Origin of the sequence: Limnobacter sp. UBA7229 (genome assembly GCF_002473065.1) — a bacterium.
GTDB lineage: Bacteria > Pseudomonadota > Gammaproteobacteria > Burkholderiales > Burkholderiaceae_B > Limnobacter > Limnobacter profundi.
Window position 1 is genome coordinate 83153 of record NZ_DKTN01000012.1, and the last position, 17432, is coordinate 100584.

Sequence of the window (17432 nt, forward strand, 5' to 3'; positions counted from 1 at the left end):
GTCAGACCATGCAAACCATCACGATTTTCCCCAACAAGGCTGAACAAAAAGAGGCCTTTGAATTCAACAAGCTGGAAAAGCGCCTCACAAAGCAAGTGGGCCAGGCCATTGCCGACTTCAATATGATTGAAGAGGGTGACAAAGTGATGGTGTGTGTATCGGGCGGCAAAGACAGCTATGGTCTGCTCGATATTTTGTTGTTGCTGCGTCAGCGTGCGCCTATCAACTTCGATATCGTCGCTGTGAATCTGGATCAGAAACAGCCTGGTTTTCCCGAGGAAGTGCTGCCGAATTACTTGCGTAGCATCCATGTGCCGTTTCACATTGAGGAACAAGACACCTACTCGATTGTGAAACGAGTCATTCCCGAAGGCAAAACAACCTGTTCGCTGTGCTCGCGTTTGCGTCGTGGCATTTTGTACCGCGTGGCGTCTGAACTGGGCGCCACCAAGGTCGCTTTGGGGCACCACAAAGACGACATATTGCAAACCCTGTTGCTTAACCTTTTTTATGGTGGTCGTATCAAGGGTATGCCTCCCAAACTGGTCAGTGACAACGGAGAGCACACAGTAATTCGCCCACTGGCTTATTGCCGAGAGCGCGATTTGGCCCGTTATGCCGAAGAGAAGAATTTCCCGATCATTCCCTGCAATTTGTGTGGCAGTCAGGAAAACCTGAAGCGCAAGGAAATGGCCGCACTGCTGAAGCAGTGGGAAAAGCACAACCCCCGATGGATCGCCAATCTGTTTACCTCGCTGTCAACTGTGGTGCCTTCGCACCTCATGGACCGCAAGTTGTTTCCGTTTGAAACCATTCGCCCTGGCGTAGCACTTGAAGACGGTGCCGGTGACAAAGCGTTTGATGCGGATGACGAGTGCTAACTCACTTCAAAAACAGCTTGTATGCCGGGTTTTCGGTTTCATTCACCGCCGGGTAGCCAAGTTGTTTCACAAATTTGTCGAATTCAGCGTGGTCTGTAGGTGGAACCTGAATGCCTACCAAAATACGGCCATAGTCGGCACCGTGGTTTCGATAGTGAAACAGGCTGATGTTCCAGCCCGGGTTCAAGGCGGTTAAAAATTTCGTCAATGCCCCAGGCCGTTCCGGAAATTCAAAGCGGTACACGAGTTCATGGTCGGCCAAACTGGACCTACCCCCAACCATGTGGCGCAAATGCAGCTTCGCCATTTCATCGTCGGTCAGGTTCAGGGCGTCGAAACCCGATGCAATAAAGCGCTGCTGCAATTCATCTGCCTGCGCACGGTTGCCAATTTGAATGCCCACAAAAATATTCGCTTTGGCTGAATCCGACATTCTGTAGTTGAACTCAGTCACATTGGTGGGACCCAACAAGTCGCAAAACTTTCGGAAGCTGCCGCGTTCTTCCGGCACAGTGATCGCAAAAATCGCTTCACGTTGCTCACCCACCTCAGCGCGTTCAGCCACAAATCGCAAGCGATCGAAGTTCATGTTGGCGCCACAAGAAATTGCGACCAGTGTTTGGTTTTGCAAACCCATTTCCGCAGCATACTGTTTCAAGCCAGCCACAGCCAGTGCACCTGCGGGTTCAAGAATACTGCGAGTGTCCTGAAAAACGTCTTTGATTGCAGCGCAGGCTTCGTCGGTGGTCACCCGCACAATGCCGTCCACATACTTTTCGCACAGTCGGAATGTTTCTTCGCCCACCAGTTTTACTGCGGTGCCATCCGAGAACAAACCCACTTCCGCCAGGGTGACGCGTTTGTGCTGTTCCATGCTCTGCGCCATGGCATCGGAGTCCACGGTTTGTACACCAATAATTTTGATGTCCGGACGCAACTGTTTCACATAGGCACCTACGCCAGCTGCCAGCCCACCCCCGCCGATCGCGATGAAAATGGCGTGTATCGGACCTTGATGCTGACGCAAAATTTCCATGCCCACAGTGCCTTGGCCCGCAATTACATCAGGGTCGTCAAAGGGGTGTACAAAGGTCAGGCCTTTGGCTTGTGCCAATTCTGACGCATGTCCGGCTGCATCGCTGTAGCTGTCGCCAAACAGCACCACATTCACCCAGTCACCCCCAAACCGTTTTACTGCATCAATTTTCAAGGCGGGGGTGGTAGTGGGCATCACAATGGTGGCCGGGCAGCGCATCCTGGCGGCAGAGAGTGCAACGCCTTGCGCATGGTTGCCGGCAGAGGCAGCAATTACGCCACGTTCCAGTTGCATGGGGCTGAGGTGGGCCATTTTGTTGTAAGCACCGCGCAGCTTGAAGCTGAACACCTCTTGCATGTCCTCACGCTTGAGCAACACCTCATTGGCAGTGCGAACCGACAGGGAATGTGCGCGCTCCAATGGTGTCTCAATGGCCACGTCGTAAACCTTGGCGGTCAGTATGCGTTTTAGATAGTCAAGACCCACAAAGCACCTATTTATTGCAGATTTTTAAGCAAATTTCGAGCTTTTGCCCATGAAGGCTACACTTTACAGCATGAGGGCAATCCCAAAAGCCGGCTTGCGCGTTTGGGTCGCATCTGCAGGTCGCCTTCGGGCATAATTTAGGCTCAGTTTCTCAAGGACAGGTTCGAACCCCCAATGGCATCTACGAAATCATCTAAACCCAAAGCAAAACCGCAAGCTAGAAAATCTCTTGGCAACACCATTCCCGCGTTTGTGTTCGGCATGGTGTTCGGGCTTTTGATTGCGTTGGGTGTGGCTTTGTTTGTCAGCAAGTCACAGCTGCCATTTTCCGGTGCTGAAACTCAGGGTGCCGTGCCCAATGTATCTCCGGGCCCAGGCAACAGCCCCCCTGATCCCAACAGCGCCATTTATGGCAAAGCAAACGCCAACCAGGGCAATGTGGTTACCATCGACCCATTTCAGCAAGGCACGGAACCTCAGACAGGGGATGCCACTCCAACTGAACAAATTGAACCTGTGGCCCAAACCATTTACTTTCTGCAATTGGGCAGTTTTCGCAATCGTGAAGACGCTGAACAATTGCGGGCTCAGCTTGCGTTTGTGGGCACTGAATCCGAAATTGCCGTGGGCGAGGTCAACGGCAATGTTGTAAACCGCGTTCGTGTGGGGCCATTTGGCAGCGCGAATGAAGCCTATCAGGCCCGAATTCCCCTCACGAAAGGCGGATTCGAGGCAACTGTGGTCAAGGAGTAAACAAGTATGAAACGTCGTGAATTGATTCAAAGTGCGGTGGCATTGAGCGTGATGGGTGCTTTCGGTGGCTTGTCCCCGGCACTGGCCCAAGATGCCGGCGCATTCCGAAAAGCACGCCGGGAGGTTCCACGTTCCACACTTGGAAAAATCGATGTGGTCGAATTCTTCTGGTATGGCTGCATTCACTGTTACAACTTTGAGCCCAAAGTAAACGCTTGGCATAAAAAGTTGCCCAGTGATGTAGTCTTCACGAAAATCCCCATCGCTTACCAAAGTCAGCGTGTCAATTTCCAGGGTCATCAGCGCCTGTATTACACACTGGAAACCATGGGCAAACTCGACATGGCCCACAGCAAAGTGTTTGAAGCCATGCACAAAGACAAAAAGCAGTTGGCCAATGACGAGCAGATTTTCGATTTTGCTGAATCGATCGGTTTGAAGCGCGAAGAATTCGCCAATGTATTCAAATCGTTTGGCGTGAATGCTAAATGTGCCCAGGCCAAAACCATTTTCGAAGCTTATGGCGCAGATGGCGTTCCCACCTTGGGAATTGATGGCAAATTCTTTACTTCTGCGTCCATCGCCGGTTCTGAAGACAATGCCATCCGAGTTGCGGAAGCCTTGATTCGACGACAGCGTCAGGCCTGAAGCGCAGGGAGAAAAAATGAGGGAGGCATTTATGCGCAGTGGTGTTTTTAGGTTTGTTTCGATTGCGTCACTGTCATTGATCCTTGCTGCGTGTTCCAGCGTTCCGCTTGACAAGCCGGTCTCGCCGCCCCCGGCGAAAACCGTGGCCAAGCCCTCTGTTCCCCCACCGGTCAAACATGAAAACTGGGAGCCCGCGCCTCAGGGCGGTGGTTATTATCTGGACGATGGTCCCGGCGATTTACGCCCAGCCAATCTTGATGACTTGCCCTCCGCCAGCCCCCAGCTTGAACCCATTGCAATTCGTAATACCCGGCCTTACACCGTGATGGGGCAAAGTTTCACGCCGCAAACATCACTTGAAGAGCCCTACAGTCAAAAAGGTCGTGCCAGTTGGTACGGCAAGAAATTTCATGGCGCGAAAACCGCCAATGGTGAAATTTACGACATGCACCAAATGACGGCTGCGCACCCCACCTTGCCTTTGCCCAGTTATGCCAAAGTCACCAATTTGGCCAATGGCAAGTCCGTTATTGTTCGCGTGAACGACCGTGGCCCGTTTTTGCGGGGCCGAATCATCGATCTCAGCTACGCGGCCGCCTATCAGCTGGACTACATCAAGCAGGGCAGTGCTGAAGTGCTTGTCGAGAAGATGACACCCGATGCAATCGCTCAATACCACGCTGAGAAGAACGGCACCGTGGTGGCAAAAAATGGCGCGCAAGTACAGCAGGTTGCACTCAGCAACCCGTCCACATTGGTGCCGGTTCACCGAGCACCCTTGTATCTTCAAATTGGCGCGTTCGGCAACAAAAACAACGCAGAGGCTCTGGTCTCGCAAGTTTCTTCCAATCATCAGGCTTTCGGCAAAGCCAGCCAAATTCTTTCTGAATCAGGCGTTCACCGCGTGTTGGTGGGGCCGTTCACCTCCATTGATCAAGCCAACGAGGCTGCAATCGAACTCAGCGCCTTCGTTCAGGTTCAGCCTGTCATCAAACAAGACTTGATCCTGCCCTGATTGTCCCCATATCGTGACATCAGCGCATACAGCGCAACACCCCAACCAAAGGATAGGCATGGAGCAATATCACGGCACCACTATATTGTCAGTACGCAGAGGAAAGCACGTCGCACTTGGTGGTGACGGGCAGGTTACCCTGGGGCATATCGTGGTCAAAGGTTCGGCCCGAAAAGTAAGGCGTCTTCACCACAACAAAATTCTGGCGGGTTTTGCAGGCGGCACCGCCGATGCTTTTACTTTGTTCGAGCATTTTGAAGCCCAACTCGAGAAGCACCAGGGGCACCTGTTGCGTGCAGCAGTCGAGCTTGCCAAAGAATGGCGCACTGATCGCATGCTTCGCAGGCTTGAGGCCATGCTTGCCGTGGCGGATGAAAATCATTCCCTGATCATTACCGGCAATGGCGATGTGCTTGAGCCCGAACAAGGCTTGGTCGCGATTGGCAGTGGCGGTGCCTACGCACATTCCGCGGCGAAAGCCCTGCTTGAAAACACCGAGCTTTTGCCCGAAGAAATCGTCAAGAAATCCCTGACCATTGCAGGCGAACTGTGCATTTACACCAACCAACATCACACCATTGAAGTGTTGGGTGCCCCTGAAGCATCTGGCAGCAAAGGTTAATACCATGACTCAACTTACACCTTCAAACATTGTTGAAGAGCTCAACAAGAACATTGTTGGCCAGGATGCCGCCAAGCGTGCCGTCGCTGTGGCGCTTCGCAATCGCTGGCGCCGCATGCAGGTGCCCATGCCCCTGCGTCAGGAAATTACGCCCAAGAACATTCTCATGATCGGCCCAACCGGTGTGGGTAAAACAGAAATTGCCCGTCGCCTGGCCAAGCTCGCCAATGCGCCCTTCATCAAAATTGAAGCCACCAAATTCACTGAAGTTGGTTATGTGGGCCGCGACGTGGACACGATCATTCGTGACCTGATTGAAATTGCTCTGAAACAGGTTCGAGAAGAGGCTCAGCTTGGCGTGGTCGAAGAGGCAAAGTCCGCCGCCTTTGACCGGGTGCTGGATGCACTGCTTCCCCCCGCCCGGGATTTCGGCTTCACCGAGAAAGCCCCCGAGCCCGATGAAAACCGCACGCGTATTCGATTCCGGGAAAAGTTGTTCGCTGGTGAGTTGGATGACAAGGAAATCGAGATTGAGGTGGCGGCCGCTTCGCCCTCACTGGATGTAGTCGGCCCACCCGGCATGGAGGAACTCACCGGGCAGTTGCAATCCATGTTTCAGAACATTTCAGGTGGCAAGAAAAAGCTGCGCAAAATGAAAGTGGCCGAGGCGCTGAAGGCGATTCAGGATGAAGAAGCCGCCAAGCGCGTGAATGAAGAAGAAGTGCGTGCCAAAGCGATCGCCAGGGTCGAGCAAGACGGCATTGTGTTTCTCGATGAAATCGATAAAATTGCGACCAAAGCCGACGGCCGGGGAACCGACGTGTCGCGCCAGGGGGTCCAGCGCGATTTGCTGCCGCTGGTGGAGGGCACCACAGTCAACACGAAGTACGGCATGATCAAAACAGATCACATCCTGTTTGTCGCCAGTGGTGCTTTCCATTTGTCTCGCCCCTCTGATCTCATTCCTGAGCTGCAGGGGCGCTTTCCGATCCGGGTTGAACTGGAGTCCTTAACCGTTGACGATTTCAAACGAATCCTGACCAGCACCGACGCCTGTCTAACCGAGCAGTACAAAGCCTTACTGGCAACGGATGGGGTTGAGCTGGAATTCACCGACGAAGGTGTTCGCCGGCTGGCTGAAATCGCATTCACAGTGAACGAGAAAACCGAGAACATCGGGGCCCGCCGCTTGTACACCGTCATGGAGCGCCTGCTCGAGGAGGTGGCATTCGAGGCCAATGGTCAGCCCAGGCCTGTGAAAATTACAGCCGAGTTTGTCGACTCCCGGCTGGGTGAGGCGGCCAAATCCGAGGATCTTGCCCAATTCATTCTCTAGAATCCGTCGATCGGCATTCTCGCCACCGTTGTCCGGGTAGATTCGCTTTAAAATGCCTTTTGTGCCCAGATTCTACCCGGACAATTCATGACCACAGACAATCTCACTTCCGCCATCAAAGCCAAAGTTCTGTCCGAGGCTTTGCCCTACATTCGCCGTTTTCATGGCAAAACCGTGGTGGTCAAGTACGGCGGCAACGCCATGACCGATGTCAATCTGCAAAAATCCTTCGCTCACGATGTGGTGTTGCTCAAACTAGTCGGTATCAATCCGATTGTGGTGCATGGCGGTGGCCCTCAAATCGATGAAGCCCTGCGTCGCATTGGCAAGCAAGGCACCTTTATTCAAGGCATGCGCGTTACCGACGAAGAAACCATGGAAGTGGTGGAGTGGGTTCTGGGTGGTCAGGTGCAGCAAGACATCGTCATGATGATCAACGAGCACGGTGGCAAGGCGGTGGGTTTAACCGGCAAAGATGGTGGGCTGATTCAGGCCCGGAAAATGAAGTTGGCGGACAAAAGCGAGCCTGGCAAGTTTCATGACATTGGTTTCGTGGGCGAAATTGCATCGATTGACCCCGCCATTGTGAAAGCCCTGCAAGACGACGCCTTTATTCCCGTTATCTCACCCATTGGCTTTGGTGAAGATGGAATGGCCTACAACATCAATGCCGACCTCGTGGCCGGAAAAATCGCCGAAATCCTGAAAGCTGAAAAGCTGATCATGATGACGAATACCCCCGGGGTGTTGGACAAAGACGGCAAGTTGCTCACTGGCCTGACTGCCAAACGAATCGATGAATTGTTCGAAGATGGCACCATTTCAGGTGGAATGCTGCCCAAGTTATCTTCCGCGATCGAGGCAGCAAAAAGCGGAGTAAACTCAGTTCACGTGGTAGATGGTCGTGTTCCGCACTGCCTTCTGCTTGAAATTCTGACAGACCAAGGCGTGGGCACCATGATTCGCAGTCACTGAGTTCGCAGTCACCAGGCCACTCAGCAAGGCAGTCCGCGTCAAACGCAGGGGGAAACATGTCGAACAAAAGAATACCCAATTTGTCGGTTACTGATGGATTTGATTTTGTGAAGAAAATCTGGGGAAGTCTGCCGATCCCCAGCGTGATGAACCCAACCACTGATCTCGATGAGCTTGACAAGCGCATCTCTGATCTCAAAGCAGTTGAGCAATGGCTCAATGTCAACCTCAGTATGTTGCGGGCCACCATTCAGGGGCTGGAAGTGCAGCGCGGCACCATTGCCACCATCAAATCTTTCAGCTCCAATCTGGGCTTGGGTGGTGACCGAGTCAGCGATGTCAATCAAGCTGTAAACGAGGAAATCATTCGGAACGCCATGCAGGCCGCGGTTGCGCCACCACCTGTGCCTCGTGTTGAGCCCGTTGCACCCAAAATTCCCGATCCCGAGCCCGCCGCGCCTGCTGCTGCAAGCGATGCGGCTGCGCAAGAATCCTCGAAGGCCATTGTGTCAAATGCCACCGCTTGGTGGGGGTTGTTGCAGGACCAGTTCAACAAAGTGGTTGCCACTGCAGCCATGGCAAGTTCCGGTGCCGAAGCCAGTCCCAATGCAGCTGAACCATCTCCAAAACCTGCCAAGCCCAAAGCCAAGCGTGCGGCCACGCCCCGTAAAAAAACCTCAAGCAGCACCCGCCCCGCGCGTACAAGGACATAGATGTTTCGTTTTGGCCATGCCACACACCCCAACTGGAGAGAGGCACTTGAACTCGTGTTGGTGCAGCTCGAAGGCCAGATGCAACTGGAGCAGTTCGCAAGCGATATTTCCCGGCCTCAAAAGCTGGGTTTGATTTACGCCACAGAAGCCTTCGCAGAAAACATGCCTCAAATTCTTCAGGGTTTGCGCCAGCGAACCAATATCAAGGAGTGGGTTGGCGGTTTGGCGCCTGGCGTGTGCAGCAGTGGAGTGGAGTATTACCAAGAGCCTGCACTGGCAGTCATGCTGATGGAGTTCCCTGCCGATTCTGCGCGAGTTTTTTCAGGCAAATTGCCATTGCCCAAACCTGGCACAGTGACTGCGTCGGGGCGGGAAGCCATGTCCTCCGCGCTCATTCACATCGATCCGCTCACTGAGGACATTGACGATCTGCTCGATGATCTGTCGCTTAAAGTCAGTACTCGTCAAATTTTCGGTGGTCTTGTCTGCGCAGGTACGGCCAATACCCACATTGCCCTTGAACCCCTGTCCGGTGGTGTGTCTGGCGTGGTATTTGCCAGTGGTTTGCCTATCGAAGTACGCATGACTCAAGGCGTTCAAGTGGTGGGCATGGAGCATGAAATCACCGGGCTTCGCGGTAATTTTGTCGAAGAACTCGATGGTTTGCCGGCGCTCGATGTACTGCTCGCTGATTTGGGTTTGCAACCCGACTCGGACGAAGGTGATCCCGCAAGCCAGGCCGCCGAGGTGTTGGCCAAACGTTTTGCTCATGGTTTGTTTGTCGGTCTCACTGACCGTGCACTTGCTGAGTCCATTGCGCTTAAGGGTTACACGGCGGGTCGCTCCGAGGCGCACCAGTTGAAAGTACGTCCCGTGGTTGGAATGGATCCCAACAAAAAATCCCTGGCTGTTGCTGAAGATTTCAAGTTGGGCGATCGATTGTCTTTCTGTACTCGCGATGAAAATTCTGCGCGGGTCGATTTAACCAGAATGTGTGCAGAACTGCGCGAAGATCTCGACGCGCCGGCACCCAAACTCAACGAACTTCAGGCCGCTGGTTTTTCTGGAATCCATTCTCAGCGCAAACCTCGCGGCGCGGTGTACATTGCCTGCAATGGTCGTGGCGCGGCATTGTTCGGCCTGCAAGGCGTTGAACAGCAAATTGTGCGAGAGCAATTGGGGGACATTCCCCTGATTGGTTTTTCAGCCAACGGCGAAATTTTCCGTGGTGCTTTGTACGGTTACACCGGTGTGCTGGCTTTATTTTTCTAAATTTGATTATTGACATGAATATTTTGATACTCGCAGCAGGCAAGGGCACCCGCATGAAGTCAGCCTTGCCCAAGGTGTTGCACCCGGTGGGTGGCCAGTCCATGTTGTGCCGGGTGGTGGGTACCGCTTTGCAATTTGAAAACCCACATGTGGTGGTCGTGGTCGGGCACGGTGCCCAAGCGGTTCAGCAGCATTTGTCTCACCAATCAGGCATTCTGTTCGCCTCTCAGTCAGATCAACTGGGTACAGGCCATGCGGTTCAATGTGCAATCCCGGCCTTGGCCGATCATCCTGTTACCCTGATTTTGTATGGTGACGTCCCCCTCATTCAATTCGAATCTTTGCAGCCCTTGGTTCAGGCCGCGAAAGCCGGGCAGATGGGCTTGATGACCTTGCATATGCCCAACCCAAACGGTTACGGCCGCATTATTCGCGATACCGAAGGTGCAGTGGTTGGCATAGTCGAACAAAAAGACGCAACTCCCTCGCAGCTCACTATCACCGAAGTCAACACCGGCATTCTTGCTTGCCCCACCGCGCAGTTAAAAAACTGGGTAGGCAAACTGAGTAACAACAACGCGCAAGGCGAGTATTACCTCACCGACATCATCGCGATGGCACATGAAGATGGGCTGCTGGTGCGCACCTGTCAGCCCACGCACAGTTGGGAAGTGTCGGGCGTCAATTCCCGAGTTCAACAGGCCGAGCTTGAGCGTATCTGGCAACTTCATCAGGCTGAAGAATTAATGATCGAAGGTGTGCAGCTGCTCGATCCCGCCCGGATCGATTTGCGCGGCACGCTGCACTGTGGCGCAGATGTATCCATCGATGTTGGCTGTGTGTTTCAAGGTCAGGTCACCTTGGGCGATGGGGTGTCCGTCGGCCCATATTGCGTGCTCAACAACGTCAGTATTGCGGCGGGTACCCGTATCGAAGCCTATTCCCATCTCACCGATGCCACCGTGGGCGAAAAGGCGGTCATTGGTCCCTACGCGCGTCTGCGCCCTGGTGCCAAATTGGGCAATGAAGTGCACATTGGAAACTTTGTCGAAGTCAAAAATGCCAGTATTGCCAACCAGTCCAAAGCCAATCACCTGGCCTACATTGGCGACGCACAAATTGGTGAACGGGTGAATGTGGGTGCAGGCACCATTACCTGCAATTACGATGGTGCCAACAAGCACCTCACCATCATCGAAGACGATGTTTTTATCGGCTCAGATACCCAATTGGTCGCACCCGTGACGGTGAAGAAGGGTGCCACCCTCGGCGCGGGAACCACCCTCACGAAAGACGCGCCCGAGAATGCACTTACCGTGTCACGTGCCAAACAAATCACGATCACGGGCTGGAAACGCCCGGTCAAATCAACCAAAAAATAAAGGAATACCTCACACCATGTGCGGAATCGTCGGCGTACTCTCAAAAACCAACAGCGTGCCAGTGTTGATTGATGGCCTGAAAAAACTTGAATACCGCGGATACGACTCAGCCGGGCTGGCCATTCAGTCCGATCTCGATCATTCCATTCACCGTGCGCGCAGCGTGGGTCGTGTGGTTGAGCTCGACTCCAGTACCAAAACCCTGAGTGCACGAATGGGCATTGCTCACACCCGTTGGGCTACACATGGTGTGCCCAGTGAGCGCAACGCACACCCTCACATCAGTGAAGGGCGGGGTGTTTCAGTCAGCGTAGTTCACAACGGCATTATTGAAAACCACGAGGAAATCCGCAAGGCGCTGACTGCTGAAGGCTACGTTTTTCAGTCCGACACCGACACCGAGGTCATCGCCCACCTCACCCACAAGCATTTGGTTCAGGGGCTTGAGTTGATGGCAGCCGTGCAGGCCACAGTAAAAAAGCTGGAAGGTGCTTTTGCCATCGCGGTTATTTGTAACACAGCACCGCTGACCTTGTTGGCTTCCAAGAAAGGTGCTCCTCTCTTGGTGGGGCATGGCGAAGGTGAATACTTTTTGGCTTCCGATGCTTCGGCACTCGTGGCCTACACCAAGCAAATTACCTACCTGGAAGAAAACGACGTGGTGCAGTTGCACAGCACCGGGGTTTCATTCTTTGATGGCGCAGGTCTTCAGGTTGAGCGGCCCATCATCGAAAGTCAGCTTTCGGCTGATGCCGTGGAACTGGGCCCCTACGCCCACTACATGCAAAAGGAAATTTACGAACAGCCTGGCGCAATCGCAGCCACGCTGGAAATGGTCAGCAATGCATCTGCCGTAAAACCAGAATTGTTTGGCGCAGAGGCTGGCAATATTCTACCGGGCATTCAGCAAGTGCTTATTCTGGCGTGCGGTACCAGCTACCATGCTGCGCTGGTTGCGCGCTATTGGCTCGAATCGATTGCCGCCTTGCCGACCAATGTTGAAATCGCTAGCGAATACCGCTATCGCACCAGCGTCAGTCTGCCTAACACATTGGTGATCACCATTTCGCAATCGGGTGAAACAGCTGACACCCTTGCTGCGCTAGAGCACGCCAAGTCTCAGGGCATGGTTAATGCCCTGTCCATTTGCAACGTACCTGAATCTGCACTCATTCGCGCCAGCAAACTGAAGTTCTTAACACGTGCAGGCCCTGAAATCGGTGTGGCTTCAACCAAGGCATTCACCACGCAACTGGCTGCGCTTTTCACTTTCACGCTGGTCATGGCCAAGCTGCGTGGAAAACTCACCGCCGAGCAAGAAAAAACCTTACTCACGCAACTGCGTCATTTGCCCTCGGCCATGCAAAACATTCTGGCACTCGAGTCTGAAATCAAGGCCTTGGCTGCCAGTTTTGCAGAGAAGCGCCATGCGCTCTTTTTGGGGCGTGGCGTGCACTATCCCATTGCCATGGAAGGCGCGTTGAAGCTGAAGGAAATTAGCTACATTCATGCTGAGGCTTACGCTGCTGGTGAATTGAAGCACGGCCCCTTGGCCCTTGTCGATGCCGACATGCCAGTGGTTGCCGTAGCCCCCAAAGACACTTTGATCGAAAAGTTGAAGTCAAATTTGCAGGAAGTTCGCGCACGTGGCGGTGAGTTGTATATTTTTGCTGACCGAGACACAAAGATCGAAAAAGCCGACGGTGTGCACGTGATCAATTTGCTTGATCACGCAGGGCACTTGTCCCCGATTTTGCACACCTTGCCCTTGCAGTTGTTGTCCTATCATGTCGCCTTGGTCAAGGGTACCGATGTGGACAAACCTCGAAACCTCGCGAAGTCCGTCACCGTCGAGTAAGCGACTCTGCTTCTTCGGCCTTGAATTTTTTCAAGGCCTGTTCCGAGCCTTGCATTCGACTTAAACCTTCGGCCACCCGGTGAAACAATCCGGGTGCCAGTACCAACGGCGCAATCGTCTTGGGCGCAATGATTTTACGCTGACGCTTCTCAATACCTCGGTACATGGCATCAATCACCTGCTCTGGTTCAATCGCACCAAAAGCACCCTTGTGCCCTCCCCAAAGCACGCCCGCATTCACTTCCTGAATCATGGCCGTATTGGTAAAGGTGGGGTGTACACAACCCACGTCAATGCCGTCCAATGCCAGCTCTTGGCGGGCCACATCCGCCAGCGCCTCAACTGCGGCTTTGGATGCTGCATAATGCCCCATTAAAGGCGTGTGAATTGCGGCAGCCAGAGATGAGATCACCTGCAAGTAACCTTTGGTCTCGCGCAGGTAAGGAATGGCAGCGCGAATGGTGTTGAATGCACCATTTACATTCACCTGCATCACCGCGTCAAAGTCAGCAGGGTTCATGTGCTCAATCGAGCCCATTTTCAAGATTCCAGCGTTCACCACGACTACATCAATCCTGCCAAAGCGCTCTTTGCACTCTGCCATCGCAAGCTCAAGATCAGCAGGCTTGCACACATTGGCCTGGCAGCCAGCAATTCCCTCTCCGCCCAAAGTTTCAACTTGCGCAAACACCGCCTCAGCGTTCAAGTCCACAATAAAGGCTTTGCCCCCTTTGCTGATCACTTTTGCAGCCAAGCCCGCACCAAGACCCCGAGCGCCACCCGTAATAAACACCACTTTGTTTTTCATATTCAATTCCAGAATGTCAATCAAAGGTTTTCAATAAATTCGATACAATCTGCAGCAAAGCGGTCAGGCGCTTCCTCCATCGGAATGTGGCCCACCTCTCGGTACACCTTCAGTTCCGAGTGCGGAATATCCCGATTGAATCGGCCTGCCATTTCAATGCTCACCCATCGGTCGTCACCGCCCCACACAATCAATGTTTTGCACCGAATCTCAGGCAAACGTTCTGAGCCTAGTTCTCCGTCGGTGAACACACCGACCATATGCCCCACAGCGCTTCGGTTCGGTTTGTGCATGAACAGCTCCAGGTACCTTTCAAGCACTTCTTTTTTCAGTTTACTTTTGTCGCCATATACATCACGCACGGCCATTCGCAGCAAAAATGCGGGCACTGCGTGTCGCGTCAGCCAGGCAATTGGTTTGATCGTAAACAGGGTGATGTAAATCGGCAGCGGTTGTTGATATCCAACAGCATCAGAAATGATCAAGCCACGCACCCGCTCCGGGTGTCTTTGCGCCTGGTCCCAACTTAAAAAACCACCAAATGAATTGCCGATCATCACGCATTTTTTAATCTGCAACTCGTCCAGCACCGCATCTACAAACTGCTGATAGAAAGCCACGTCCATTTTCCGAACGCAGCCTTGTTGGTCGAGCGCAGGCCCAGTCAAACCGAATGGTGGTAAATCGAATCGAATAATCCTGAATTGTTTGCTCATCTGCGCACACACATCACTCCATGTGTGCAGGCTGGCAGCAAAGCCGTGAATCATGACCACATCAGGCCCACTCCCCTCAATACTCACATGCACTTTCAGCCCCATACAGTCCAGGAAAATAGATGTGGGCAAGGCATGTTTCTCGATTAGCGTCCTTCTGTCTGGGCCAGCCCATCCGAATTCATTCAGCAATCTGTTCACGCGATGTCTCCTGCGGTTTTCGTTCAATACAGTGTAGAAGCCACACGTGCTGCTCGAACTTGATTACAATCAACGGTAGTTGATATTTCCGGACAAATCCTGCTCCTATGCAAGCTCGCCGAACTGTTGCCAGTGTAAAAATTCTGAGTGAGCTAGGCGTAAGGCTTGGCTCTACCCGCAGCGCGCTTCTCATGGGTTCCTCGATTTTGCCGGCCCAGCTGGATGATCCCCATCTCGAAATCGATCCTGATCAAGAGTTGCAGGTGATCCACAATCTGGTGCGCCTGCATGGCAAAGTACCCGGGCTTGGGCTAATGGCCGGCGCTGAATATCACCTGACCACCTACGGTATTTGGGGCTATGCACTCATCACCAGCCCAACCTTCAGACAGGCCGTCGAACTCGGTTTGCGCTATCTCGATCTCACGTTTGCATTTTCAAAAGTCGAATTGGTGCTGGGCAACGGCCTGGCATCCATGATCCTGTCGGTCGATCATTTGCCCCCGGCAGTGCGTTCATTTGTGGCTGAGCGCGATTGCTCTGCCATTCAGGTTTTGCAGCGAGAATTGTTTGGCGTCAGCTTGCCTTTGCGCGTTGTTGAATTCGCATTTGCACCCAATGCGCCCATGGCTCAATACGAAGCCATGTTTGGCTGCATTCCGCAGTTCAATGCCGCAGTTAACAGGGCCACATTCGACGATCAGTGGCTTAATTTGCCTTTGCCCAAAGCCAACGAGCACAGTGCCCGTTTCTGCGAGACTCAGCTTGAGAATCTGCTGTCACGCCGAATGCAGCGGGGCGGCGTGTCCGCCTGGTTGCGCAACAAATTGCTGGCTGACTTGTCGTCTTCCCCGAGCCTCGCGCAAATAGCCACCGATCACTTCATGACAGAGCGCACCTTGCGAAGGCGTCTGACCGACGAGGGTACCAGCTATCGCGATCTGCTGGCCGAAGTTCGTCAAACCATGGCCGAGGAACTGCTCAGCTCTACAGGGCTCAGTGTGTCTGAGGTTTCTGCCCGGCTCGGCTACTCGTCGCCCTCAGCCTTTATCCATGCTTTTCAGAAATGGCACAATTGTTCACCTCGCCAGTTTCTGGATGCTCGATCGAAGCAGATAGAGCGCCACCAGTCCGGGAATGGCAGCCACGGTTGAGAACACAAAAAAGTCGCTCCATCCATAGGCCGCCACCACATACCCGGCAGGGGCAGCCAGGTAAACCCGTCCCATAGCCGCTAACGATGAAAGCAAAGCGTATTGTGTTGCTGAGAATTCCTTGCTGCACAGGCTGGTCAACAAGCCAACAAAAGCAGCGGTTCCCATACCCCCACACAGGTTCTCAACAAATACGGCACTGCCCATGGCCCAAATATTCGGTTCGATGAGCGACAACGCCCAAAATGACAAATTTGAAACCGCCTGAAATATTCCAAACAACATCAGCGAGCCATAGAGACCCATCCGTGTCATCAATGCGCCCCCCAGAAATGCGCCCAACAGTGTGGCGATCAGGCTCACCGTCTTGTTCACGGCACCCACTTCGGTCAATGTAAAACCCAATCCCTTGAGCAGAAATGCAGTGGTCAATGAACCCGCAAACGCATCTCCCACCTTGTAAAGCACAATCAACAGCAAAATCCAGATCGCCGCTTCTTTGCTCATGAAGTTGCCTGTCGACTCCCTCACAATGTCAAACAGTTTTCTTTTCGAAGCTCGCCTGGCCAGGTCCTCGGGTGTGTCGGCGGTGGGGCTTAAAGCAGTTATCACAGCGCAGGCGGCAATCAGCCCCGCCATCAACAGGTAGGTGCCAGTCCAGCCCAGGTACTCGCCAGCCAGTATCAATGCCAGTCCGCCTGAAACCAACATGGCTACCCGATAACCTGTTACGTAGTAAGCAGCGCCAAGACCGCGTTCAGGAGCGGGAAGCAGGTCCGTGCGGTAGGCATCAATCGCCATGTCCTGCGTCGATGAACAAAAGGCAATGGCCACGGCAACTGCAGCCACTGTCCAGGCAGAATGTGCGTCCACAAATGCCATGGCGGCAATCAGGCCGGCACAGGCCAATTGCATCAGCGCAATCCAGCCACGCCTTTGGTCAAAAAACCCAGGCTTCAAGTAATCGAGAAAGGGCGACCACAAAAATTTGTAGGTGTAAGGAAATCCCACCACCGCGTACAAACCGATGGTTTTAATGTCCACATTCTCGACTGCCAGCCAGGCTTGAAGGGTGCTTCCTGTCAGGGCCAGGGGTAGTCCACTCGAAAAACCAAGAATTAATATACAAATAAGACGGAAAGGGGGCATGGGGTGTTGACGTTGTTTAAAAAAGCATCCATAATCCGGGGTTCTCTTTTGGAGAGATGCCCGAGTGGCTAAAGGGGGCAGACTGTAAATCTGTTGGCTTACGCCTACGTTGGTTCGAATCCAACTCTCTCCACCAAGAATTCAAGCAGTTTAACCGAGTGCGCCCTTGAAAAGGGGCGTGCAAGGTGTGCGGGTGTAGCTCAATGGTAGAGCTGAAGCCTTCCAAGCTTAAGACGAGGGTTCGATTCCCTTCACCCGCTCCAGGCTTTAATAGAAAGTTGCTCATGTGGCTCAGTGGTAGAGCACTCCCTTGGTAAGGGAGAGGTCGGCAGTTCGATCCTGCCCATGAGCACCATACCGTTATAACCGCACTCCTTTGTTGGGTGCCCGCACCGAGGTCGTCATGGCAAAAGAAAAGTTTGAGCGT

16 protein-coding genes and 3 tRNA genes are annotated in these 17432 nt (G+C 53.3%); 15 read left to right on the forward strand and 4 right to left on the reverse strand.

Features of this window, described 5'->3' with window-relative positions:
• The first annotated feature begins 8 nt into the window (after positions 1-8).
• Complete coding sequence (gene ttcA, locus B4C79_RS06730) at positions 9-881, forward strand: tRNA 2-thiocytidine(32) synthetase TtcA (RefSeq protein ID WP_105028044.1); 873 nt, start codon at positions 9-11, stop codon at positions 879-881.
• 1 nt (position 882) lies between these two features.
• Here ttcA and ilvA read toward each other — a convergent pair whose 3' ends face one another.
• A complete protein-coding gene (gene ilvA, locus B4C79_RS06735) occupies positions 883-2403 on the reverse strand; it encodes a threonine ammonia-lyase, biosynthetic (protein ID WP_291751742.1) in 1521 nt (506 codons plus the stop codon).
• Between the two features lie 174 nt (positions 2404-2577).
• Between ilvA and B4C79_RS06740 the strand changes: the two genes are divergently transcribed.
• From B4C79_RS06740 to glmS, 10 genes are all read left to right on the forward strand, one after another.
• Entirely contained in the window at positions 2578-3156 is a 579-nt protein-coding gene (locus B4C79_RS06740) for an SPOR domain-containing protein (protein WP_171097389.1), read from the forward strand.
• A gap of 6 nt (positions 3157-3162) precedes the next feature.
• On the forward strand, positions 3163-3804 hold the full coding sequence (locus B4C79_RS06745) for a thiol:disulfide interchange protein DsbA/DsbL (RefSeq protein ID WP_291740148.1): 642 nt from the start codon (positions 3163-3165) through the stop codon (positions 3802-3804).
• A gap of 16 nt (positions 3805-3820) precedes the next feature.
• A complete protein-coding gene (locus B4C79_RS06750) occupies positions 3821-4819 on the forward strand; it encodes a septal ring lytic transglycosylase RlpA family protein (protein WP_168426881.1) in 999 nt (332 codons plus the stop codon).
• 58 nt (positions 4820-4877) lie between these two features.
• Complete coding sequence (gene hslV, locus B4C79_RS06755; protein WP_008248037.1) at positions 4878-5441, forward strand: ATP-dependent protease subunit HslV; 564 nt, start codon at positions 4878-4880, stop codon at positions 5439-5441.
• Between the two features lie 4 nt (positions 5442-5445).
• Positions 5446-6777, forward strand: a complete 1332-nt coding sequence (hslU, locus tag B4C79_RS06760; RefSeq protein ID WP_105029778.1) for an ATP-dependent protease ATPase subunit HslU — start codon at positions 5446-5448, stop codon at positions 6775-6777.
• 87 nt (positions 6778-6864) lie between these two features.
• The gene (argB, locus tag B4C79_RS06765; RefSeq protein WP_008248035.1) at positions 6865-7752 is read left to right on the forward strand and encodes an acetylglutamate kinase; all 888 of its coding nucleotides are present in this window, start codon (positions 6865-6867) and stop codon (positions 7750-7752) included.
• A 56-nt stretch (positions 7753-7808) separates the two neighbouring features.
• Entirely contained in the window at positions 7809-8465 is a 657-nt protein-coding gene (locus tag B4C79_RS06770; protein ID WP_291739288.1) for a PhaM family polyhydroxyalkanoate granule multifunctional regulatory protein, read from the forward strand.
• Positions 8466-9737: an FIST signal transduction protein gene (locus B4C79_RS06775; protein ID WP_105028050.1), complete on the forward strand. Its 1272-nt coding sequence runs from the start codon at positions 8466-8468 to the stop codon at positions 9735-9737. It abuts the gene before it with no gap.
• 14 nt (positions 9738-9751) lie between these two features.
• Positions 9752-11119 carry a bifunctional UDP-N-acetylglucosamine diphosphorylase/glucosamine-1-phosphate N-acetyltransferase GlmU gene (gene glmU, locus B4C79_RS06780; RefSeq protein WP_291751753.1) on the forward strand — a complete coding sequence of 456 codons (1368 nt, stop codon included), beginning with the start codon at positions 9752-9754 and terminating at the stop codon, positions 11117-11119.
• Positions 11120-11135: 16 nt separating this feature from the next.
• Positions 11136-12977 (forward strand): glutamine--fructose-6-phosphate transaminase (isomerizing), encoded by a 1842-nt coding sequence (gene glmS, locus B4C79_RS06785; RefSeq protein WP_291751755.1) that lies wholly within the window; start codon positions 11136-11138, stop codon positions 12975-12977.
• On the opposite strand, the gene B4C79_RS06790 is transcribed toward glmS, so the two are convergent.
• Positions 12964-13785 (reverse strand): SDR family NAD(P)-dependent oxidoreductase, encoded by an 822-nt coding sequence (locus B4C79_RS06790; RefSeq protein ID WP_171097396.1) that lies wholly within the window; start codon positions 13783-13785, stop codon positions 12964-12966. The two genes, glmS and B4C79_RS06790, sit on opposite strands and share 14 nt — an antisense overlap.
• Before the next feature lie 20 nt (positions 13786-13805).
• Positions 13806-14702 (reverse strand): alpha/beta fold hydrolase, encoded by an 897-nt coding sequence (locus B4C79_RS06795; protein WP_146106625.1) that lies wholly within the window; start codon positions 14700-14702, stop codon positions 13806-13808.
• Between the two features lie 107 nt (positions 14703-14809).
• Between B4C79_RS06795 and B4C79_RS06800 the strand changes: the two genes are divergently transcribed.
• Entirely contained in the window at positions 14810-15856 is a 1047-nt protein-coding gene (locus tag B4C79_RS06800; RefSeq protein ID WP_105028054.1) for an AraC family transcriptional regulator, read from the forward strand.
• On the opposite strand, the gene B4C79_RS06805 is transcribed toward B4C79_RS06800, so the two are convergent.
• On the reverse strand, positions 15782-17005 hold the full coding sequence (locus tag B4C79_RS06805; protein WP_205882477.1) for an AmpG family muropeptide MFS transporter: 1224 nt from the start codon (positions 17003-17005) through the stop codon (positions 15782-15784). The genes B4C79_RS06800 and B4C79_RS06805 overlap by 75 nt on opposite strands.
• Positions 17006-17055: 50 nt before the next feature.
• Here B4C79_RS06805 and B4C79_RS06810 point away from each other — a divergent pair.
• From B4C79_RS06810 to B4C79_RS06820, 3 genes are all read left to right on the forward strand, one after another.
• Positions 17056-17141: transfer RNA gene (locus B4C79_RS06810), tRNA-Tyr, on the forward strand.
• A gap of 53 nt (positions 17142-17194) precedes the next feature.
• Positions 17195-17268, forward strand: a tRNA-Gly gene (locus B4C79_RS06815).
• A gap of 17 nt (positions 17269-17285) precedes the next feature.
• Positions 17286-17360: transfer RNA gene (locus B4C79_RS06820), tRNA-Thr, on the forward strand.
• The last annotated feature ends 72 nt before the right edge of the window (positions 17361-17432 follow it).

What these genes read in the sequence shown, in the direction of transcription:
- ttcA (WP_105028044.1), top strand. Translation starts at nt 9, where the DNA reads ATGCAAACCATCACGATTTTCCCCAACAAGGCTGAACAAAAAGAGGCC.
- B4C79_RS06740 (WP_171097389.1), top strand. Translation starts at nt 2,578, where the DNA reads ATGGCATCTACGAAATCATCTAAACCCAAAGCAAAACCGCAAGCTAGA.
- B4C79_RS06745 (WP_291740148.1), top strand. Translation starts at nt 3,163, where the DNA reads ATGAAACGTCGTGAATTGATTCAAAGTGCGGTGGCATTGAGCGTGATG.
- B4C79_RS06750 (WP_168426881.1), top strand. Translation starts at nt 3,821, where the DNA reads ATGAGGGAGGCATTTATGCGCAGTGGTGTTTTTAGGTTTGTTTCGATT.
- hslV (WP_008248037.1), top strand. Translation starts at nt 4,878, where the DNA reads ATGGAGCAATATCACGGCACCACTATATTGTCAGTACGCAGAGGAAAG.
- hslU (WP_105029778.1), top strand. Translation starts at nt 5,446, where the DNA reads ATGACTCAACTTACACCTTCAAACATTGTTGAAGAGCTCAACAAGAAC.
- argB (WP_008248035.1), top strand. Translation starts at nt 6,865, where the DNA reads ATGACCACAGACAATCTCACTTCCGCCATCAAAGCCAAAGTTCTGTCC.
- B4C79_RS06770 (WP_291739288.1), top strand. Translation starts at nt 7,809, where the DNA reads ATGTCGAACAAAAGAATACCCAATTTGTCGGTTACTGATGGATTTGAT.
- B4C79_RS06775 (WP_105028050.1), top strand. Translation starts at nt 8,466, where the DNA reads ATGTTTCGTTTTGGCCATGCCACACACCCCAACTGGAGAGAGGCACTT.
- glmU (WP_291751753.1), top strand. Translation starts at nt 9,752, where the DNA reads ATGAATATTTTGATACTCGCAGCAGGCAAGGGCACCCGCATGAAGTCA.
- glmS (WP_291751755.1), top strand. Translation starts at nt 11,136, where the DNA reads ATGTGCGGAATCGTCGGCGTACTCTCAAAAACCAACAGCGTGCCAGTG.
- B4C79_RS06790 (WP_171097396.1), bottom strand. Translation starts at nt 13,785, where the DNA reads ATGAAAAACAAAGTGGTGTTTATTACGGGTGGCGCTCGGGGTCTTGGT.
- B4C79_RS06800 (WP_105028054.1), top strand. Translation starts at nt 14,810, where the DNA reads ATGCAAGCTCGCCGAACTGTTGCCAGTGTAAAAATTCTGAGTGAGCTA.
- B4C79_RS06805 (WP_205882477.1), bottom strand. Translation starts at nt 17,005, where the DNA reads ATGCCCCCTTTCCGTCTTATTTGTATATTAATTCTTGGTTTTTCGAGT.